17 protein-coding genes and 1 riboswitch are annotated in these 17,275 nt (G+C 67.4%); of the genes, 10 read left to right on the top strand and 7 right to left on the bottom strand.

Annotated features, from left to right (window positions below; translation table 11 throughout):
• Window positions 1-19: 19 nt before the first annotated feature.
• From ACILR9_RS11300 to ACILR9_RS11290, 3 genes are all read left to right on the top strand, one after another.
• Complete coding sequence (locus tag ACILR9_RS11300) at window positions 20-979, top strand: HlyD family secretion protein (RefSeq protein ID WP_395710019.1); 960 nt, start codon at window positions 20-22, stop codon at window positions 977-979.
• Window positions 976-2,322: a guanine deaminase gene (guaD, locus tag ACILR9_RS11295; protein WP_395710018.1), complete on the top strand. Its 1,347-nt coding sequence runs from the start codon at window positions 976-978 to the stop codon at window positions 2,320-2,322. Before ACILR9_RS11300 ends, guaD begins: the two co-directional genes overlap by 4 nt.
• 328 nt (window positions 2,323-2,650) lie before the next feature.
• Entirely contained in the window at window positions 2,651-3,376 is a 726-nt protein-coding gene (locus tag ACILR9_RS11290) for a PhoH family protein (RefSeq protein ID WP_395710017.1), read from the top strand.
• A gap of 123 nt (window positions 3,377-3,499) precedes the next feature.
• On the opposite strand, the gene ACILR9_RS11285 is transcribed toward ACILR9_RS11290, so the two are convergent.
• Window positions 3,500-3,688, bottom strand: coding sequence for a hypothetical protein (locus ACILR9_RS11285; protein ID WP_395710016.1), 189 nt, complete (start codon window positions 3,686-3,688; stop codon window positions 3,500-3,502).
• Between the two features lie 442 nt (window positions 3,689-4,130).
• On the opposite strand from ACILR9_RS11285, the gene uvrC reads away from it, so the two are divergent.
• The 7 genes from uvrC (at window position 4,131) to ACILR9_RS11250 (ending at window position 12,038) form a co-directional block, all read left to right on the top strand.
• Window positions 4,131-6,023, top strand: coding sequence for an excinuclease ABC subunit UvrC (gene uvrC / locus ACILR9_RS11280; RefSeq protein WP_395710015.1), 1,893 nt, complete (start codon window positions 4,131-4,133; stop codon window positions 6,021-6,023).
• Window positions 6,024-6,169: 146 nt separating this feature from the next.
• On the top strand, window positions 6,170-6,742 hold the full coding sequence (gene pgsA, locus ACILR9_RS11275) for a CDP-diacylglycerol--glycerol-3-phosphate 3-phosphatidyltransferase (RefSeq protein ID WP_395710014.1): 573 nt from the start codon (window positions 6,170-6,172) through the stop codon (window positions 6,740-6,742).
• Window positions 6,739-6,990, top strand: coding sequence for a molybdopterin converting factor subunit 1 (moaD, locus tag ACILR9_RS11270; protein ID WP_395710013.1), 252 nt, complete (start codon window positions 6,739-6,741; stop codon window positions 6,988-6,990). The genes pgsA and moaD overlap by 4 nt, the downstream gene beginning before the upstream one ends.
• 4 nt (window positions 6,991-6,994) lie before the next feature.
• Window positions 6,995-7,471 (top strand): molybdenum cofactor biosynthesis protein MoaE, encoded by a 477-nt coding sequence (locus tag ACILR9_RS11265; protein ID WP_395710012.1) that lies wholly within the window; start codon window positions 6,995-6,997, stop codon window positions 7,469-7,471.
• Between the two features lie 427 nt (window positions 7,472-7,898).
• On the top strand, window positions 7,899-9,095 hold the full coding sequence (locus tag ACILR9_RS11260) for an SMP-30/gluconolactonase/LRE family protein (protein ID WP_395710011.1): 1,197 nt from the start codon (window positions 7,899-7,901) through the stop codon (window positions 9,093-9,095).
• A gap of 244 nt (window positions 9,096-9,339) precedes the next feature.
• A complete protein-coding gene (locus tag ACILR9_RS11255; protein ID WP_395710010.1) occupies window positions 9,340-10,962 on the top strand; it encodes an amidohydrolase family protein in 1,623 nt (540 codons plus the stop codon).
• The gene (locus ACILR9_RS11250; protein ID WP_395710009.1) at window positions 10,959-12,038 is read left to right on the top strand and encodes a CobW family GTP-binding protein; all 1,080 of its coding nucleotides are present in this window, start codon (window positions 10,959-10,961) and stop codon (window positions 12,036-12,038) included. The genes ACILR9_RS11255 and ACILR9_RS11250 overlap by 4 nt, the downstream gene beginning before the upstream one ends.
• A gap of 224 nt (window positions 12,039-12,262) precedes the next feature.
• Here ACILR9_RS11250 and ACILR9_RS11245 read toward each other — a convergent pair whose 3' ends face one another.
• The 6 genes from ACILR9_RS11245 to thiO all read right to left on the bottom strand — a co-directional run bounded on the left by ACILR9_RS11245 (window position 12,263) and on the right by thiO (window position 17,139).
• The gene (locus ACILR9_RS11245) at window positions 12,263-13,357 is read right to left on the bottom strand and encodes a branched-chain amino acid aminotransferase (RefSeq protein WP_395710008.1); all 1,095 of its coding nucleotides are present in this window, start codon (window positions 13,355-13,357) and stop codon (window positions 12,263-12,265) included.
• A gap of 258 nt (window positions 13,358-13,615) precedes the next feature.
• The gene (locus ACILR9_RS11240) at window positions 13,616-14,578 is read right to left on the bottom strand and encodes a ThiF family adenylyltransferase (RefSeq protein WP_395710007.1); all 963 of its coding nucleotides are present in this window, start codon (window positions 14,576-14,578) and stop codon (window positions 13,616-13,618) included.
• Window positions 14,575-15,177: a thiamine phosphate synthase gene (locus tag ACILR9_RS11235; RefSeq protein WP_395710006.1), complete on the bottom strand. Its 603-nt coding sequence runs from the start codon at window positions 15,175-15,177 to the stop codon at window positions 14,575-14,577. The genes ACILR9_RS11240 and ACILR9_RS11235 overlap by 4 nt, the downstream gene beginning before the upstream one ends.
• A gap of 2 nt (window positions 15,178-15,179) precedes the next feature.
• Window positions 15,180-15,950 (bottom strand): thiazole synthase, encoded by a 771-nt coding sequence (locus ACILR9_RS11230; RefSeq protein ID WP_395710005.1) that lies wholly within the window; start codon window positions 15,948-15,950, stop codon window positions 15,180-15,182.
• 3 nt (window positions 15,951-15,953) lie between these two features.
• A complete protein-coding gene (gene thiS, locus ACILR9_RS11225) occupies window positions 15,954-16,151 on the bottom strand; it encodes a sulfur carrier protein ThiS (RefSeq protein WP_395710004.1) in 198 nt (65 codons plus the stop codon).
• Window positions 16,120-17,139: a glycine oxidase ThiO gene (thiO, locus tag ACILR9_RS11220; RefSeq protein ID WP_395710003.1), complete on the bottom strand. Its 1,020-nt coding sequence runs from the start codon at window positions 17,137-17,139 to the stop codon at window positions 16,120-16,122. The genes thiS and thiO overlap by 32 nt, the downstream gene beginning before the upstream one ends.
• Window positions 17,137-17,250: riboswitch (TPP riboswitch) on the bottom strand. (Overlaps the previous gene by 3 nt.)
• Between the last annotated feature and the right edge of the window lie 25 nt (window positions 17,251-17,275).

Genomic DNA, 17,275 nt, shown 5'->3' with positions numbered 1-17,275 from the left:
ATTCCTCGCGATCATAGGCGTGGCAGCGATCGGCGCGATCGCCGGGCTCACGGCCTGGTTCGCGCCGAGCCTGCCGACCGGCATCGCCCAGGATGCGGCACGGCCCAACCACCAGCCGCTGATCTCGCGCGGCTATACCGACGCGCCTGCCGGCACGTTCACGGTGGCCGGTGATCCCATCGGCGGCGCGACATTGATCGAGCTGCGCATCAAGGACGGCCAGACGGTCAAGGAAGGCGAGATCATTGGCGTGCTGTCGGAGTACCCGCGAGCGGACATTACGGTGCGCACCTCCGAGGCGAGTCTCGAGAAGCTCATGCAAGTGCGCGAGACCATGACCAAAGGGTCGCGGGTGACCGAGATCGCCATGGCGGAGGACAACATCGCGCAGACGGTCGAGCGCAACCGATTGAAGGTGCTCGAGCTGCAGCGCTCGGGCAAGCCGCCCGACCAGAAGGAGATCGAGCTCAGCCTCATCGAGCAGAACCTGGAAAAGCAGAAGACCAGCCTGTCCCTGCAGAAGCAGACCCTGGCGGCCGACCTGGCGATCAACGCGCTCGACATCGCCAACGCCAAGGCGGTCCTCGACCGGGCGCTGACGAATCGCGAGGCCGCCCTGGTGCGCTCGCCGATCGACGGCGTGGTGGTGCAGATATTCACGCGTCAGGGCGAGCGCGTCAGCCACCAGGGCATCGCCAAGATCGTCGACATGCGCAAGCTGCGCGTGCTGGCCGAGGTCGACGAGTTGCACCTCGACCGGCTGGTCCCAGGCGCCAAGGTCGAGATCACCTTCCGCGGCAGCCCGACCGTCTATACCGGCAAGGTGGTGCGCTCGCCGATGACGGTGACCCGCGTGAAGCGCAGCAAGGCCGATCTCGGCGAGGGCAGCGCCCACCAGGTCGAGGCCGAGATCGAGTTCGACGATCCGAGCAAGATACCGCAGATGCTCGAACGCGAGACGCGCGTCGTCTTCCTGTGACGCAACGGCCCGCGGAGTCGCCGGTCACGGCCCTTCGCGGACCGGCACTTTCCTTCTCCGGCGACCCTTTCCGCGACGGGCTCGAGCGCACCCTGGTGCACGAGCCCGATGCCATCGTTGCCGTGCAGGACGGCCGCATCCTCCATTTCGGTCCCGCCCGCACCATCCAGCGCCTGCTGCCGCCGGGCACCGCGGTCCGCGACTACGGCAAAGATGCGCTGATCTCGGCGGGCTTCGTCGACAGCCACGTCCATTTCCCGCAGACGCCGATGATCGCCGCCTACGGCGAGCAGCTGCTCGACTGGCTCGAGAAGTACACCTTCCCCAACGAGCTGAAGTTTGCCGACAAGGAGCACGCCCGGCACGTTGCCCGGATCTTCCTGCGCGAGAATTTGCGCAACGGCATCACGACCAGCTGCGTCTACTGCACCGTCCACCCGCAATCGGTCGACGCCCTGTTCGAGGAAGCCGAGGCGCTCGGCCTCAGGCTGGCGGCCGGCAAGGTGCTGATGGATCGCAACGCGCCGGACGGCCTGCGCGACACGGCGCAGTCGGGCTACGACCAGTCGCAGGCCCTGATCGCCAGATGGCACGGTCGCGGCCGGCTGCTCTATGCCATCACGCCGCGCTTTGCCGGCACCAGCTCGGCCGGGCAGCTCGCCGCCGCCGGCGCGCTGTGGCGGGCGCACGGCGACTGCCTGATGCAGACCCACATCGCCGAAAACCGCGCCGAGGTCGCCTGGATCAAGCAGCTGTTCCCCGATCGCCGCAGCTACCTGGACGTCTACGACCATCATGGCCTGTGCGGCCGCCGCGCCGTGTTCGGCCACGGCATCTGGCTGCAGGATGACGAGCTGCAGCGCCTCCATGTCACGGGCGCGGCGATCGCCCATTGCCCGACCTCGAATTTCTTCCTGGGCAGCGGCACCTTCGACGTCTTCCGGGCCATGGCGAGCGAGCGGCCGGTGCGGGTCGGCCTGGGCACCGATATCGGCGCCGGAACCTCGTTCTCGATCCTGGCGACCCTGGGCGAGGCCTACAAGGCGAGCCAGCTCAACGGCCAGTCCCTGTCGGCCTGCCATGCCTGGTATCTCGCGACCCGCGGCTCGGCCCGGGCGATGTATCTCGACGACCGCATCGGCAGCCTGGCGCCCGGCATGGAGGCCGATCTGGTGGTGCTCGACATGCGCTCCACCCCGCTGATCGCCTTCCGCATGGATCACGCGGCCGACTTCGCCGAGCAGCTGTTCGTCCAGATGACCCTGGCCGACGATCGCGCGATCCAGGCGACCTACATTGCGGGCCGTCTCGCCTACAGCCGGACGACCCCCTCTCTAGTGTGATATTTGCGTTGCGGCCCATAAATATTGTGGCCGGTTCGACCCATTCACGGTAGGCTGAAGGCAGTCAATGAGGGAGGTCGCCTATCCGTTCGAGGACGCTGTGCCCGACGGACTGTGGATCACCGGTGGATAATCCATCGAGTGCCCTGGCAACCGCACCTTCACGACTGCCGATCGCCGACGCCTCCGCTTGCGGGGGCGTTTTTCTTTTGGCGACAAGCCCGCGGGGTCAGCCCCGAGGGCGGCCGGCGGGTCCACGCCCGCAGGCGGACGCGGGCGCGCCCCGCGGACGGCTCCCCACTACCGTTCCCTGCTCCGGAGTACGCCAATGGCAAAACGCGCCACTCGCCGCGCCAAGCTGCACGCCATCGACACGGGTCGTATTCACAACCTGGTCTTCGAGCCGGCGCCGGCCAACGACCGGGAGCAAAGTTACATCCGCAAGATCCGGCCGCGCAGCGACAACCAGCGCATCCTGATGGAGGCGGTCGACGCGACTCCGCTCACCATCGCCATGGGTCCGGCGGGGACCGGCAAGACCTACCTGGCCATCTCGGCCGCCGTCGAGGCCCTCGAGGCCGGCAGCGTCTCGCGCATCGTTCTGTCGCGGCCGGCCGTCGAAGCCGGCGAGAATCTCGGCTTCCTGCCGGGCGACATGCGGGAGAAGCTCGATCCCTACCTGCGGCCGCTCTATGACGCCCTGAACGACCGGATGGGCCCCAAGCGGCTGCGCCAGAACCTCGACGACGGCACCATCGAGATCGCCCCCGTCGCCTTCATGCGCGGACGCACCTTGAACAACAGCTTCGTGCTGATCGACGAGGCGCAGAACTGCACCTACGGCCAGCTCAAGATGCTGCTGACCCGGCTGGGCTGGCACTCCACCATGGTGATCACCGGCGATCCCGACCAGACCGACCTGCTGCCCGAGCTGAGCGGCCTGGGCCAAATCGGCCAGAGGCTGGAGGGCCTCGACGACGTCGCCGTCATCCGGCTCACCGACAAGGATGTCGTCCGCCATCCCCTGGTCGGCCGCATGCTGTCGGTCCTGTAGGGTTCCGACCAGCCAAACTTCCCCGGCGACGCTACATGCCGGGAGTGATGGGGAGGCCTTCGAGACGCCACGCTCCGCGTGGCTCCTCGGGGCTTTGGTGCCTCAACAAAAGAAGATCATGCCCTAGTCAGCTGCCATCTCAAGGCGAGGCGGCGGCGCCGACGATCGGTAGATCACGCTCGTCCCGCGGCACACCTCGACGCTCGTGATCCACGGCGTCCATTCCTTGAGTATCGCTTCTGCCTGCTCAATCAGCCCTTCGTACGGCTTGTCGTCGAGCAGCAGCACACCACGAACTTGGCCGTCCTTCATTAGGTGGCATCGCATGACCCACACCCATTTCCCGTTCCCAATTCCCACCCCGGCTCCCAACCCGGATGGTATCCGCACTATAGCCGCAATGTCTTTCGTTGTCCTTACGGAAGATCCCTCCACGGGATCAGAAGTGTGAGATGTAACACCGCCACTTATCCACCGAACGAAGCGCGACGGACAATCGGATCAAACCAGGAACATCGACCGCGACCAGCCCTTTCTTAAAGCTGTCCCCAGCTTAAAAAACACTTTAGTGTCAATTGGTTAAGGCATAATTTCGGCTCGACTGCCATCGTGGCTTCTTCAAGTCAATACAGTGACGCTGACGCAACAGTCGGCAGCCCGATCGTTTGTTCACAGACTTTCCCACATCGACGCGCTGTCCGGCGGGAACAGTTCGGCCTACCCATATGATGGGCGGCGCTCAGACAGGATCTCCGTGACTGACGATACCGTAATCGATACCGAGCCGCAGCCGAGCGAGGGTTCCCTCGCCGACGGGATGCGGATCATTGCCGAGTTCGTGCGCACCCTCCCGCGCAAGCCCGGGGTTTATCGCATGATCGCGGCCGACGGCGAGGTGCTCTATGTCGGCAAGGCGCGCTCGCTGCGCAGCCGGGTCGCCGCCTACACCCAGCCGACCCGGCTCGAGATCCGCCTGATGCGCATGGTGTCGGCGACCCGGACCATGGAGTTCGCCGTCACCGGCAGCGAGGCCGAGGCCCTGCTGCTCGAAAACAACCTGATCAAGCGCTTCCGGCCGCGCTTCAACGTGCTGCTGCGCGACGACAAATCGTTCCCCTACATCGTCATCCGGCGCGACACCGAATGGCCGCAGCTGGCCAAGCATCGCGGCACGCGCGAGCCGGACAACGAGTATTTCGGGCCCTTCGCCTCGGCCACGGCGGTCAACCGGACGCTCTACGCCCTGCAACGGGCCTTCCCGCTGCGCTCGTGCTCCGATGGCGTGTTCTCGACCCGCACCCGGCCCTGCCTGCAGTTCCAGATCAAGCGCTGCACCGCGCCCTGCGTCGGCCGCATCGACAGGACCGAATACGGCACGATCGTCGACGAGGTGCGCGACTTCCTGGGCGGCCGCAATCGCGAGGTCCAGCAGGCCCTGTCGCAGCGCATGGAGCAGGCCTCGACCGACCTCGAGTTCGAGCGCGCCGCCGTGCTGCGCGATCGCATCCGCGCCCTGGCGCACATCCAGTCGCACCAGTCGATCAGCCTGCATTCGATCGACGAGGCCGACATCTTCGCCGCCCACGCCGAAGGTGGGCAGGTCTGCGTCCAGGTGTTCTTCCTGCGCGCCGGCCAGAATCTCGGCAACCGCGCCTATTTCCCGGCCCATACCAGGGATCTCGACGAGCCCGCCGTGCTGTCGGCCTTCATCGGCCAGTTCTACGAGGCCCGTCCGGCGCCGCGCCTGATCCTGACCAGCCACGACATCGCCGAGGCCGACCTCCTGGAAAGCGCGCTCGGCATGACAGCCGGCCACAAGGTCGAGATCCGCCATCCCAAGCGCGGCGACCAGAAGGATGCGCTCGACCAGGCGGTTACCAACGCCCGCGAGGCGCTGGCGCGGCGCATGGCTGAACGCGGCACGCAACGCCAGCTGCTCGAGGGCACGGCCCGCGTATTCGGGCTCGACGGCCCGCCCGAGCGCATCGAGATCTACGACAACAGCCACATCCAGGGCAGCGCGCCGATTGGCGCCATGGTGGTGGCCGGCCCGGAAGGCTTCATCAAGAATTCCTACCGGAAGTTCAACATCAAGACCGAGGGTGCGGCGGGCGACGATTTCGCCATGATGCGCGAGGTGCTGTCGCGGCGCTTCGGCCGGGCACTGCGCGAGGACCCCGAGCGCAACGAGGAGCACTGGCCTGACCTGGTGCTGATCGACGGCGGCCAGGGACAACTCGAGGCTGCGCGCAGCGTGCTGAGCGAGCTCGGCCTGGAGGACATTGCCGTGGTCGGCATCGCCAAGGGACCCGACCGCGATGCCGGCCGCGAGCGCTTCTTCGTGCCGGGCAAGCCGCCCTTCTCGCTCGAGCCGCGCGATCCGGTGCTCTATTTCCTGCAACGCCTGCGCGACGAGGCGCACCGCTTTGCCATCGGCACGCACCGCACGCGCCGGGCCGCCGACATCACGCGCTCGGCGCTCGACGAGGTGCACGGCATCGGCGCCGGCCGCAAGCGCGCCCTGCTGCACCATTTCGGCAGCGCCCGCGCCGTCGCCATGGCGACGCTCGAGGATATCAAGGCAGTCGATGGCATCTCCGACGCGCTGGCCCAAAAGATCCACGCCCATTTCCGCGGCGGGCAATAACGAAAGGAAAAATCCCTCGCTGTGCTCGGGATGACACTGTTGTTGCCGCCAGCCCAATGGGGTCATCCCGAACCATAGCGAGGACCTTTCCTTCCGTTGCCCTCCGGGGTGACAGGCCCCCTCCAAATGGGCTTTAACCATCGACGATGCTCAACCTTCCCAACCTGCTCACGCTGTCGCGCATCGCGGCGATCCCGCTGGTGGTCGCCTGCCTGTGGTTCGACCGCGCCTGGACGCAGTGGCTGGCGATGAGCCTGTTCGTGATCGCCTGCGTTACCGACTGGTTCGATGGCTACTTCGCGCGCCGCTACCACCAGATTTCGCGTCTCGGCCGTTTCCTAGACCCGATCGCCGACAAGCTGCTGGTCGCGGCAACCCTGCTGATGCTGGTCTATAACGGCACCCTGCACGGCATTCACGTGCTCGCCGCGCTGATCATCCTGATGCGCGAGATCCTGGTCTCGGGCTTGCGCGAGTTCCTCGCCGAATTGCGTGTCGGCGTGCCGGTGAGCCAGCTTGCAAAGTGGAAGACGGGCGCCCAGATGGTCGCCATCGCCTTCCTGCTGCTGCGCAATGTCTCGCCGCCAGCCGTCACGGTGACCGGCTTGGTGCTGATCTGGATCGCCGCCGGGCTGACCTTGATCACCGGCTATGACTATCTGCGAACCGGGTTGCGTCACATGGCCGAGGACCAGGCGAGTCCCGGGGGTGCCGAGTGAAGATCCGCTATTTCGCCTGGATGAAGCGCCGCGTCGGCCTCGGCGAGGAGGAAGTGACCCCGCCGGCGACCGTGACCACCGTGGCCGACCTCGTCGCCTGGCTGCGCACGCGCAGCCCCGGTCACGCCGAGGCGCTGGCGGAGGGTGCTGCCTTCGGCGCCGCCGTCGACCAGCGCACCGTGCCGTTCGACGCGCCAATCGCCGGCGCCCGCGAGGTCGCGTTCTTTCCTCCCTTCACCGGCGGGTGACGACATGAGCGTGCGCGTCCAGGAGAACAATTTCGATGTCGGCGCCGAGCTCGACCGACTGACGGAGGGCAACAAGCGGATCGGCGGACTTGCGGTGTTCGTCGGCTTGGTGCGCGAGATGCACGTCCGCGAAGGGCTGCATCGCGAGCGCATCGATTCCCTGACGCTCGAGCACTATTCCGGCATGACCGAGAAGGCGCTCGAGGACATCGAGGCTGAAGCCCATCGGCGATGGCCACTCGAAGCGACGCTGATCGTCCATCGCTACGGCAGGATGTCGGCCGGCGAGCGCATCGTCCTGGTGGCGGTCGGCTCGCCGCACCGCGAGGCCGCTTTCGAGGCGTGCGAGTTCCTGGTCGATTGGCTGAAGACCAAGGCGCCATTCTGGAAGCTCGAAGAAACGCCGGCCGGCGACAAGTGGGTCGGCGCGCACGAAGGCGACGATGCGGCCGCCGCGCGCTGGGAAAAGCCCTGCACCTAGCACCTCTTTCGCCTGGAACTGCGTCACTTCAGGCGGAGTAACCTCCGCTCACGACGATCAAGGTCCTCGAGGGCAACGCCGCCATACCAACGCCGGACACCACGCCCGAGCGCGCGGCGCGGTTCATCAGGGACGAGCTCGACAAGAGGGCACCGGTCATTCGCGACGCTGATGTGAAGATCTCCTGATTTGTAGGGTGATGCCCTTCCGCGCTCATCCGGAAATGCTCGCGAGAACGGTCCGCTCAGGCAGCGGCCGTTCCCGGCACACACTCGCAATCGTTGCGACGGTGCGGCTGCCACGGTGACCAACGCCTGGCCGCCCTTCTCGGCGGCGGCCGACATTGATAGAATTTCGCAAAACAGTTCAACAACCAACGGGAGTAACGCTCATGAGCTCTTCGATGCGAGTCGAGAGGCGGACGAATATGTCTCGCCGCGCCCTGGTCGGCGCGGCGGGGGCAGCCGCTGCGACGTTGGCTGCGGGCAAGGCCTTTGCACAGACGCCGCCGCAAACCGGTCCGGTTGCGCCGCCATCGACAGTTACGACGCCGCCCCGCGACTTCAGTCGCAGCGGTGCGCCGACCACCTACTTCACCGACCCCGACATTCTCACCATCGATCCAAGCTTCAACGCGCTGCGCCAGCCCAACACGCCGATCCAGCGGCTGTGGACCGGCGCCCTGTGGGTGGAGGGACCGGCCTGGAACTCGCAGGGCCGCTACCTCGTCTGGAGCGACATTCCCAACAACCGCCAACTGCGCTGGATCGAGGACGACGGCCGGGTCACGGTGTTCCGCAGCCCGTCCAACAACAGCAACGGCAACACCTTCGACTTCCAGGGGCGCCAAGTCTCGTGCGAGCACCTGACGCGGCGGGTCGTGCGGTACGAGCTCGATGGTTCGGCGACGGTGCTGGCCGACTCCTTCGACGGCAAGAAGCTGAATTCGCCCAACGATGTCGTGCCGCATCCGGACGGCAGCTACTGGTTCACCGATCCGCCCTACGGCGGGCAGCTCTATGAAGGCACGACCGATGTCGCCGGCGGCCCGAGCAATATGGCGGGCAAGATCAATCCCCGTCTCGGCCAACCACCCGGCATCGGCACCACGGCCAAGCGCGAGCTGCCGACCAACTGCTATCGCATCGATCCCAGCGGCCGCATCGACCTCGTCGTCACCGAGGAGCAGGTGCCCGATCCCAACGGGCTCTGTTTCTCCCCCGACTACAAGACGCTCTACGTCGCCAGCACGGGTAAAGGGCCCGGCGACACCGGTCCCGGCGGCAAGGGCGAGGTCTATTCCTTCACCGTCGGCTCGGACAACAAGCTCTCCGATCGCAAGCTGTTCAGCGATTTCATGGTCGACGGCATCAAGTGCGGGCCTGATGGCGTGCGCTGCGACGTCTACGGCAATCTCTGGGTCTCGAGCAACGCCGGTCGCTCGGTCGGCTACAGCGGCGTCACGGTGTGGAACCCGGAAGGCAAGCTGATCGGGCGCATCCGGCTGCCGGAAGTCTGCGGCAACATCTGCTTCGGCGGCCCCAAGCGCAACCGCCTGTTCATGGCCGCGAGCCAGTCGCTCTACGCCGTCTATCTCGCCGTCCAGGGTGCCGCGCCGGGCTGAATCTCATTTCACCAGCTGAGTGCATCAGAAAAATTGTCATCCCGAGCGTAGCGAGGACCTTTGAAGCAGCAGGAAAGGTCCTCGCTGCGCTCGGGATGACAGCATTGCCGAATGCACTCTCGTGAAACTGAAGCGCTTGACTCATCAGGCGCGAGGCTCGGATTTGCCCGTTGCCTCCATGGTGCATCGCGCGACTTCTGGGTACGCTTGCCGATCGTTCGCGTAACCTTCGAGGAAGCTCCCCATGACCGATCGGCCGATCTCCAGCGACATCCCGCCCGGCGACGAGCTGGTGGCGTACCGATCGAAGGCCGGCCAGCCCGCGATCGTGCCGGCGCGTCAGCGTGACCGCGGCATCGGCCCCTTCAAGCGCCTGGTGCTGCGCGGCGCGACGGTGATCGACGGCACCGGTGCACCGCCGATCGGGCCGACCGACATCGTGATCGAGAACAACCGTATCACGCTCCTCAAGAAGGTTACCGGCAATCTCGCCACCGCCGCCAACCGGCCGGCCCAGGGCGATCACGAGATCGATTGCCGCGGCAAATGGGTCACGCCGGGCTTCATCGACTGCCATGCCCATGCCGGCGTCGCCTACCATGCGGCCAACGGCTGGGTCCCGCCGGTCGACTATGTCTACAAGCTTTGGCTGGCCCACGGCGTAACCACCGTGCGCGAGATGGGCTCGATGAACGGGCTGGGCTGGATGCTCGACCAGAAGAAGCGCTCCGCCGAGAACAGCATCGCCGCACCCCGCCTGCTCGCCTATGCCTACTTCCCGGCGGTCAACGACATGCTGAAGGTGCTGCACACCCCCGACGAAGGGCGGTCCTGGCTGCGCCGCCTCAAGGAACGCGGTGCAGACGGCGTAAAATTCTTCGGGGCGCCGCCCGCTATCATGGAAGCGGCTCTCGACGAATGCCGCAAGCTCGGCCTCCGGTCGGGCTGTCATCACGCCCAGATGTCGGTCACCCGCATGAACGCCCTCACCACGGCGCGCTGGGGGCTGACGAGTGCCGAGCACTACTACGGCCTGCCCGAATCCCTGTTCGAGGACCGCGTGGTCCAGAACTTCCCGCTCGACTACGACTACAACGACGAATATTTCCGCTTCTCCGTCTCCGGACAGATGTTCAAGCAGGGCGCCAAGCCGGGCTCGGCCAAATGGAACGAGGTGTTGGAGCGCTTCCTCGAGATCGGCTTCACGTTCGTGCCGACCTTCACGATCTACGACGCCAATCGCGACCTGATGCGGGCGCGGCAGGCCGACTGGCACAAGGAGTACACTTGGAAGTCGATGTGGGACTACTTCACCCCGCAGCGCGGCGGCCACGGCTCCTACTGGTATCGCTGGTCCACGCAGAACGAGATCGAGTGGAAGGAGAACTATCGCCTGTGGATGGCGTTCATCAACGAGTACAAGAACCGCGGCGGCCGTGTCTGTGCCGGCAGCGACTCGGGCTTCATCTACCAGATCTTCGGCTTCGGCTATATCCGCGAGCTTGAGCTGCTGCAGGAAGCGGGCTTCCATCCGCTCGAGGTCATCCGCTCGGCCACGTCGCAGGGCGCTGCCCTGTGCGGCGTGCAAGACGAGTTGGGCACATTGGAGGCGGGCAAGCTCGCCGACCTGCTGGTGCACGACCACAACCCGCTCACCGACTTCAAGCTGCTCTACGGGACCGGCGCGATGCGCCTCAACGAAGCGACCAACCGTGTCGAATGGCATCGCGGCCTGAAATGCACGATCAAGGACGGCGTGATCTTCGACACCGCCGAGCTGCTCGCCGACGTCCGCGAGCTGGTCAAGGAAACCTGGGCGGAAGATGTCCCGGCCCGCTTCCGGCAACAGCAGGAAGCGGCGCAGTGAACGGTGCTGCGGACAACCGATTTGAGGGTAACGGATCCGGGGGCCTGGATTTCGTCGTCCTGACGGGGTTTCTCGGATCGGGAAAGACCACCCTGCTGCGCGACTTTCTCAAGCTTCCCGAGGGCGCCGACACCGCGGTGATCGTGAACGAGGTGGGCGAGATCGGCCTCGACGGCGCGATCCTGCGCGAAAGCAGCGCCGGCACGCCCATCGCCATGCTGTCGGACGGCTGCATCTGCTGCCAGGCCGGCAGCGACCTCGCCCACACGGTTGACGCGCTGCTCGCCGTCGACCGGCCGGGCGCCCAGGGACCGTTGCGCCGGATCATCCTGGAGACCAGCGGGCTCTCCAAGCCGGGACCGGTCCTGCGCCAGCTCGCGAGCCTCGCCGAGCATCGCCTGAGGGTCAGCGTGGTGGCCACCTTCGATGCCACCTGCGGGCTGCGTCCGGCGGCGTTCGAGGAAGCGGCTGCGCAATGGGCGGCGGCTCACCGCATCGTCGTCACCAAGGCCGATATCGCTGCAGGCGACGACGGCGTCCCAGAAGGGCCGCTCGCGCGGGCGAGAAGCGAGGCCGAGGCTCTCAACCCGCTGGCGGAGATCGTGGCGACCATGTCCCGCGACAAGGCGGTCGCAGCGGCTTTCGCGCCGCTGGCGCGCTCGGCGGCGACGCCGGTCCTGCCGCGCCTTGTCAGCGCGGCCCCGCATCCGCGCATCGCCGTGCGGCTTGCCCGGCCGGCCGGTGTCCTGGGCTACGACGCTCTGGCGGCCTGGCTCGACAATCTCGCCGGTGCTCTGGGCGACCGGCTGCTGCGGCTGAAGGGGCTGGTCCGTGTGGCCGAGAGCCCGCGACCGGTCCTGGTGCAAAGCGTCGGCACCCTGTTCTCTCCGCCGCGTCCGTTCGGCACGCCGCAGCCCGACGTGCCGCTGTTTCTCGTCATCATCGCCCGCGACCTCGAGGACGGCGCGCTCGAAGCCATCCAGCCGGCTGACCTTTTCGCCTTCTCGTCCCCGACTCGACCCGGCACCGTCGTTCGCGCGGGATCGCTTCGATCCGCCGTGGTGGAATGGATGTGATGCCGGGAGCGCGCCACCTAAACGCGGAGTAATCTCCGCCGACGTGGCGCTCTTTTCATTCTCCTCCCCAGCTTCGCTGGGGAGGTGTCCGCGTCTTCGCGGACGGAGGGGTCGAAAGCCCCACTGAGGCTCCTGACCCCTCCTGCGGCGCGTTCGCTTCGCGAGCCGCGCCTGACTCGGATTACCGAGACACCTCCCCAGCGAAGCTGGGGAGGAGAATGAATCTAAAACACCTTGTGCACCCAGCCGTGCATGTCCTTGGCGCGGCAGCGCTGGATGTCGATCAGGGTAGCCTTGAGCTTCTCGGTCTGCGCCCCTGAGCCGCCATTGCCGATGACGAAATCGCCGTCCCTGGACTTGACCGTGCCGATCGGCGTCAATACCGCAGCGGTGCCGCAGGCGAAGGTTTCGCGCAGCCGCCCGCTCGCGGCATCGGCGCGCCACTGGTCGAGGGCGTAGGGCTCCTCGCGCACGGCGATCTTCATGTCCTTGGCCAGGGTCAGGATCGAGGCGCGCGTGATGCCCGGCAGGATGGTGCCGCCGAGCGGCGGCGTCACCATCGAGCTGTCGTCGAAGACGAAGAAGATGTTCATGCCGCCCAGCTCCTCGATCCAGCGGCGCTCGACGGCGTCGAGGAACACCACCTGCTCGCAGCCGTGCTTGTAGGCGTCCATCTGGGCCATCAGGCTGGCGGCGTAGTTGCCGCCGCACTTGGCGGCACCGGTGCCGCCCGGTGCGGCACGCGTGAGCTCCTGCTCGACCCAGACGGAGACGGCACTGTCCTTCGACTTGAAATAGGAGCCGACCGGCGAGGCGATCACGATGAACAGGTATTCCGACGACGGCTTGACACCCAGGAAGACCTCGTTCGCGAACATGAACGGCCGCAGGTAGAGGCTGCCTTCGCCTTCGGGGATCCAGTCGCGATCGATGGCGACCAGCCGATCGACCGCTTCCACGAACGTCTTCTCGGGCAGGCTTGGCATGGCCAGCCGCTCGGCCGACTTGTTGAAGCGGCGCGCATTCTCTTCGGGACGGAACATCACCGCGCCGCCGTTCGCCGTGCGGTAGGCTTTCAGCCCCTCGAAAATCTCCTGGCTGTAGTGCAGCACTGCCGAGGCCGGATCCATCGGGATCGCTTCGCGTGGCCCAACCTTGGCGCTGTGCCAGCCTTTGCCTTCGCTGTAGCGAATCGTGACCATGTGGTCGGTAAAGGCACGGCCGAAACCGGGATCGCGCAGGATGGCTGCGCGCTTCTCCGGCGTGGTTGGCGAGGGATGCGGTTGTTCAGCGAACTCGATGGGAAGGGTCTGGGACATGGCGCTCTCTTGTTGGGGCCTATTTATCGCGGTTGGCGACGGAAAATGAAGCCCCGATTGCATGCTGTTCGGGACCGGGCTGGTCTGCGCCAGGCTCTTCTCATGTCCCTCCCTAAGCGTAGCTTGGGGAGGTGTCGCCGTCTTCGGCGACGGAGGGGTCATGAGCAGCGGCACTGAGGCTCATGCCCCCCTCCGCCCCGTATGACGGCGCACCTCCCCCGTTGACGGGGGAGGGAGTCTGATGGCGGGCGAGGAATTCTACCCCAGCGCGACCAGCGCGAGGTTGGCGTAGCCGCGCTCGCGCAGCCGGTCGGCGGCGGCGAGCGAACGCTGGCCGCTGCGGCAGCACAGGACGATGCGCCGCGAGCGCTCCGCCGACAGCGTCGCCACATGATCGACGTCGAGGCGCAGCGCCCCGACGAACGGCGATTGAGGCGCCTCGTCGAGGCCGCGCAGATCGACGACGACATCGTCGTCGTTCACTGCCGCCGGCGCGATGAAGGGCACGAAGCTCTCGGGCTCGGGGCTGCCGGTGAAGTCGAAGCCGCCGAAGCCGGGGCGGCGCGCGTCGAAGGTGAACACGCGCCCGAGCACGCCAGGCTGCAGCCCGAGCAGCAGGTGCAGGGCGAGATGGGCCTGCAGCCCGCCGACCACGGCCACCGCCGTGCCCAGCACGCCGAGGGTGGCGCAGGTGCCGCCATCCGACGTGATCTCGGGGAAGACGGCGCGGTAGCTCGGACCGCCGCCGCAGAAGGCGCCGGCATAGCCGCTGAGGCCGACGATCGAGGCGCTGACCAGCGGCTTGCCCAGGTCATGACAGGCATCGCTCAGGATGTAGGTGACGGCGAAGCTGTCGGCCGCATCGACCACGAGATCGGCCGCGGCGACCAGCGCGGCGGCGTTCTGCGGCGTCAGCCGCTCGGCCACGGCGCGCGCGACGATGTTCGGATTGAAGCGCTTGAGGGCTGCGCAGGCGCGCTCCGCCTTGAGCTGGCCGAGATCGGCCACCGCATAGAGCGGCTGGCGATGGAGGTTGGTCTCCTCGACCCGGTCGTGATCGACAATGACCAGGCGTCCGACACCGGCGCCGGCGAGATACTGCAGCACGGGGCAGCCCAGGCCGCCGGCGCCGACCACGAGGACGGATGCGGCGGCCAGACGGGCCTGTCCCTCGGGTCCGACATCGGCCAGGACGACCTGGCGGGCATAGCGGTCGGTCATGACACGCCTCGCGTCGCGGTGATCCAGGCACGCGCCTGGCCGAGCGGATCGGCGTGGTTGACGACGTCGCCGACGACGGCGGCGCTGTCGGCGCCGCCCGCCAGGCAGAGCAGCGCCCGGTCGAGCGTGAGGCCGCCGATCGCCACCAGCGGCCGCTTGCCGATCAGCCGCTTCCATTCGGCGAGCCGCTCGACGCCCTGCGGCGCCCACGGCATCTGCTTGAGCTTGGTCGGATAGATCGGCCCCAGGGCGACGTAGTCGGGATCGACGGCGAGGCCCTTCTCGAGCTCGGCGTGATCGTGCGTGCTGACGCCGATGCTGAGGCCGGCCTTGCGCAGCGCCTTGATGTCGGCGTCGAGCAGGTCCTCCTGGCCGAGATGGACGTAATCGCAGCCTTCATCGATTGCCGCCTGCCAGTGGTCGTTGACGATCAGCTGGGCGCCTGATGCGGCGCAAGCAAGCTTGGCCTGCCTGACCTGGCGGCGGATCTCGTCATCGGGCTGGTCCTTGATGCGAAGCTGGATCAGGCGCGTGCCGACCGAGACCAGTCGGGTCACCCAGTCGGCATCGGGCACCACGGGATAGAAGCGGTCGAGCATGCCTAGCCTCCCAGCACGGCCTTGCCGATCACCGGCGTCGACGGCCGGGCCATGTCGCGCGGCTCGAGCGGTTGCGCCAGGAAAGCCGTGCGGCCGGCCTCGACGGCGAGCGCGAAGGCGCGCGCCATCGCGACAGGATCGCCCGCCTCGGCGATGGCGGTGTTGAGCAGCACGGCGTCGTATCCCAGCTCCATCGCCGCCGCAGCATGCGAGGGCACGCCCAGCCCGGCATCGACGACCAGCGGGATGTCGGGAAAGTGCGCGCGCAGGGAGCGCAGCCCATAGACATTGTTGAGGCCGCGCGCCGAGCCGATCGGCGCGCCCCACGGCATCAGCACGCGGCACCCGGCCTCGACCAGCCGGTCGGCAACGACCAGATCCTCGGTGGTGTAGGGAAACACCTCGAAGCCGTCCTGCGCCAGGATGCGCGCCGCCTCGACCAGGCCGAACACGTCGGGCTGCAAGGTGTCGGCATCGCCGATCACCTCGAGCTTGATCCAGGTCGTGTCGAACAGCTCGCGCGCCATGTGGGCGGTGGTCACGGCTTCCTGCACCGAATGGCAGCCGGCCGTGTTGGGCAGGACGCGCAGGCCGAGCGACTGGACGAACGACCAGAAGCTCTTCCCGGCACGGCTGGCGCCGCCTTCGCGGCGCAGCGACACCGTGACGATCTCGGCCCCTGACGACCTGATTGCCCGCTCGAGCACGGCGGGTGACGGATAGCGCGCCGTGCCCAGTAGCAGGCGCGAGGAAACGTTTGCGCCGTAGAACACGGGTCAGCCTCCCTGCATCGGCGCCACGACCTCGACGCGATCGCCGTCGGCGAGCGGCGTCGCGGGGCGCGCCGCGGCGGCAACGAAGCGTCCGTTCACCGCCGTCGCGATCTTGCGCCCACCGAAGCCCAGCGCTTCGAGCGCCGCGGCCAGCGTGGCCGCATCGATCTCATGCGCGTCGTCGTTGAGGAAAATCCGCATGACTGACCTCCGATTCCAACTCTTCTCGGGTGATGGCGTCGGCGACCCAGCCCGCCAGCGTCGGTGCCAGCAGGAAGCCGTGACGGAACAGGCCGTTGGCGTGCAGCACGTGGCCGTCGCGGCGGAGCTGCGGCAGGTTGTCGGGGAAGGCCGGGCGCAGATCGGCGCCGAGCTCGACGATCTCGGCCTCGCCGAAGGCCGGATGCAGCGCGTAGGCGGCGCTCAGCAGCTCCATCGCCGAGCGCACGCTGACCGGGCCGCGCCGCTCGCTTTCGATCATGGTGGCGCCGATCATGAACAGGCCAGCGCCGCGCGGCACGATGTAGAGCGGCAGGCGCGGATGCAGCAGCCGCACCGGCCGCGACAATTCGACGTCGGGCGAGCGCACGAGCACCATCTCGCCGCGCACCCCGCGCAGGTCGGGCAGGCGATCGCGCGCCGCGTAGCCACGACAGTCGACGACGGTCTCGCTCGCCGCGGCGCGCACCGCATGCTCGACACCGAACTCGATCGCCACGTCGCGACGGCCGAGCTCGCCGGCCAGGGCAGCCAGGGCGCCGCGCGGATCGAGATGGGCCTCGTCGGGGAAGAACAGGGCCCGGCGGAACCGGCCCGCCAGCGCCGGCTCGACGCTGGCGATGGCGTCGGCATCGAGCCATTGAAAGCGTTCGGTGCGCTGGGCGAAGCGTGTCAGGTCGGTGGCATCGCGCGGCTGCGCCACCACCAGGCTGCCGCGCTGCTGGGTGCCGGCGTATCGCCGTGACCACCAGTCGATCGAGGCGGCGCCCCAGTCGGCGACTTCCGGCTCGGTGGTGGCGCGCTCACACCACGGCGCCAGCATGCCGCCCGCCATCCACGAGCAGCAGCCGTCTCCCAGCGCGCGGCCGCGCTCGACCACCGTGACGTCAACATCCCGCTCGCTGAGCGCGAGCGCGCAGGAAAGACCGGCTACCCCGGCGCCAATGACAATGACGGATGATCTGGCCAATCGATGAGCTCCCGTTCCTTCGCCGGCATGATCCGGATCAGGTTCAAAGGGTTCAGCCGCTCGGCTGTCTCAGCCCGGTCTCACGAAGACCGGGCACCCCTCGGACGTCATCGAAGCAAAGTGCAGAGCGCCTGCG

The sequence above is a fragment of the Reyranella sp. genome (assembly GCF_044224635.1).
In the GTDB taxonomy this organism is placed as follows: Bacteria; Pseudomonadota; Alphaproteobacteria; order Reyranellales; family Reyranellaceae; genus Reyranella.
The sequence above is the reverse complement of the archived record's forward strand: the minus strand, read 5'-3'. Positions and strand labels throughout refer to the sequence as shown.

Excerpts from the sequence above, each read along its gene's own strand:
- ACILR9_RS11260 (WP_395710011.1), top strand. The coding sequence starts at position 7,899 with ATGTCTCGCCGCGCCCTGGTCGGCGCGGCGGGGGCAGCCGCTGCGACG.
- ACILR9_RS11290 (WP_395710017.1), top strand. The coding sequence starts at position 2,651 with ATGGCAAAACGCGCCACTCGCCGCGCCAAGCTGCACGCCATCGACACG.
- ACILR9_RS11245 (WP_395710008.1), bottom strand. The coding sequence starts at position 13,357 with ATGTCCCAGACCCTTCCCATCGAGTTCGCTGAACAACCGCATCCCTCG.
- thiS (WP_395710004.1), bottom strand. The coding sequence starts at position 16,151 with ATGCGGATTTTCCTCAACGACGACGCGCATGAGATCGATGCGGCCACG.
- ACILR9_RS11255 (WP_395710010.1), top strand. The coding sequence starts at position 9,340 with ATGACCGATCGGCCGATCTCCAGCGACATCCCGCCCGGCGACGAGCTG.
- ACILR9_RS11285 (WP_395710016.1), bottom strand. The coding sequence starts at position 3,688 with ATGAAGGACGGCCAAGTTCGTGGTGTGCTGCTGCTCGACGACAAGCCG.
- ACILR9_RS11235 (WP_395710006.1), bottom strand. The coding sequence starts at position 15,177 with ATGCTCGACCGCTTCTATCCCGTGGTGCCCGATGCCGACTGGGTGACC.
- ACILR9_RS11240 (WP_395710007.1), bottom strand. The coding sequence starts at position 14,578 with ATGACCGACCGCTATGCCCGCCAGGTCGTCCTGGCCGATGTCGGACCC.
- pgsA (WP_395710014.1), top strand. The coding sequence starts at position 6,170 with ATGCTCAACCTTCCCAACCTGCTCACGCTGTCGCGCATCGCGGCGATC.
- ACILR9_RS11265 (WP_395710012.1), top strand. The coding sequence starts at position 6,995 with ATGAGCGTGCGCGTCCAGGAGAACAATTTCGATGTCGGCGCCGAGCTC.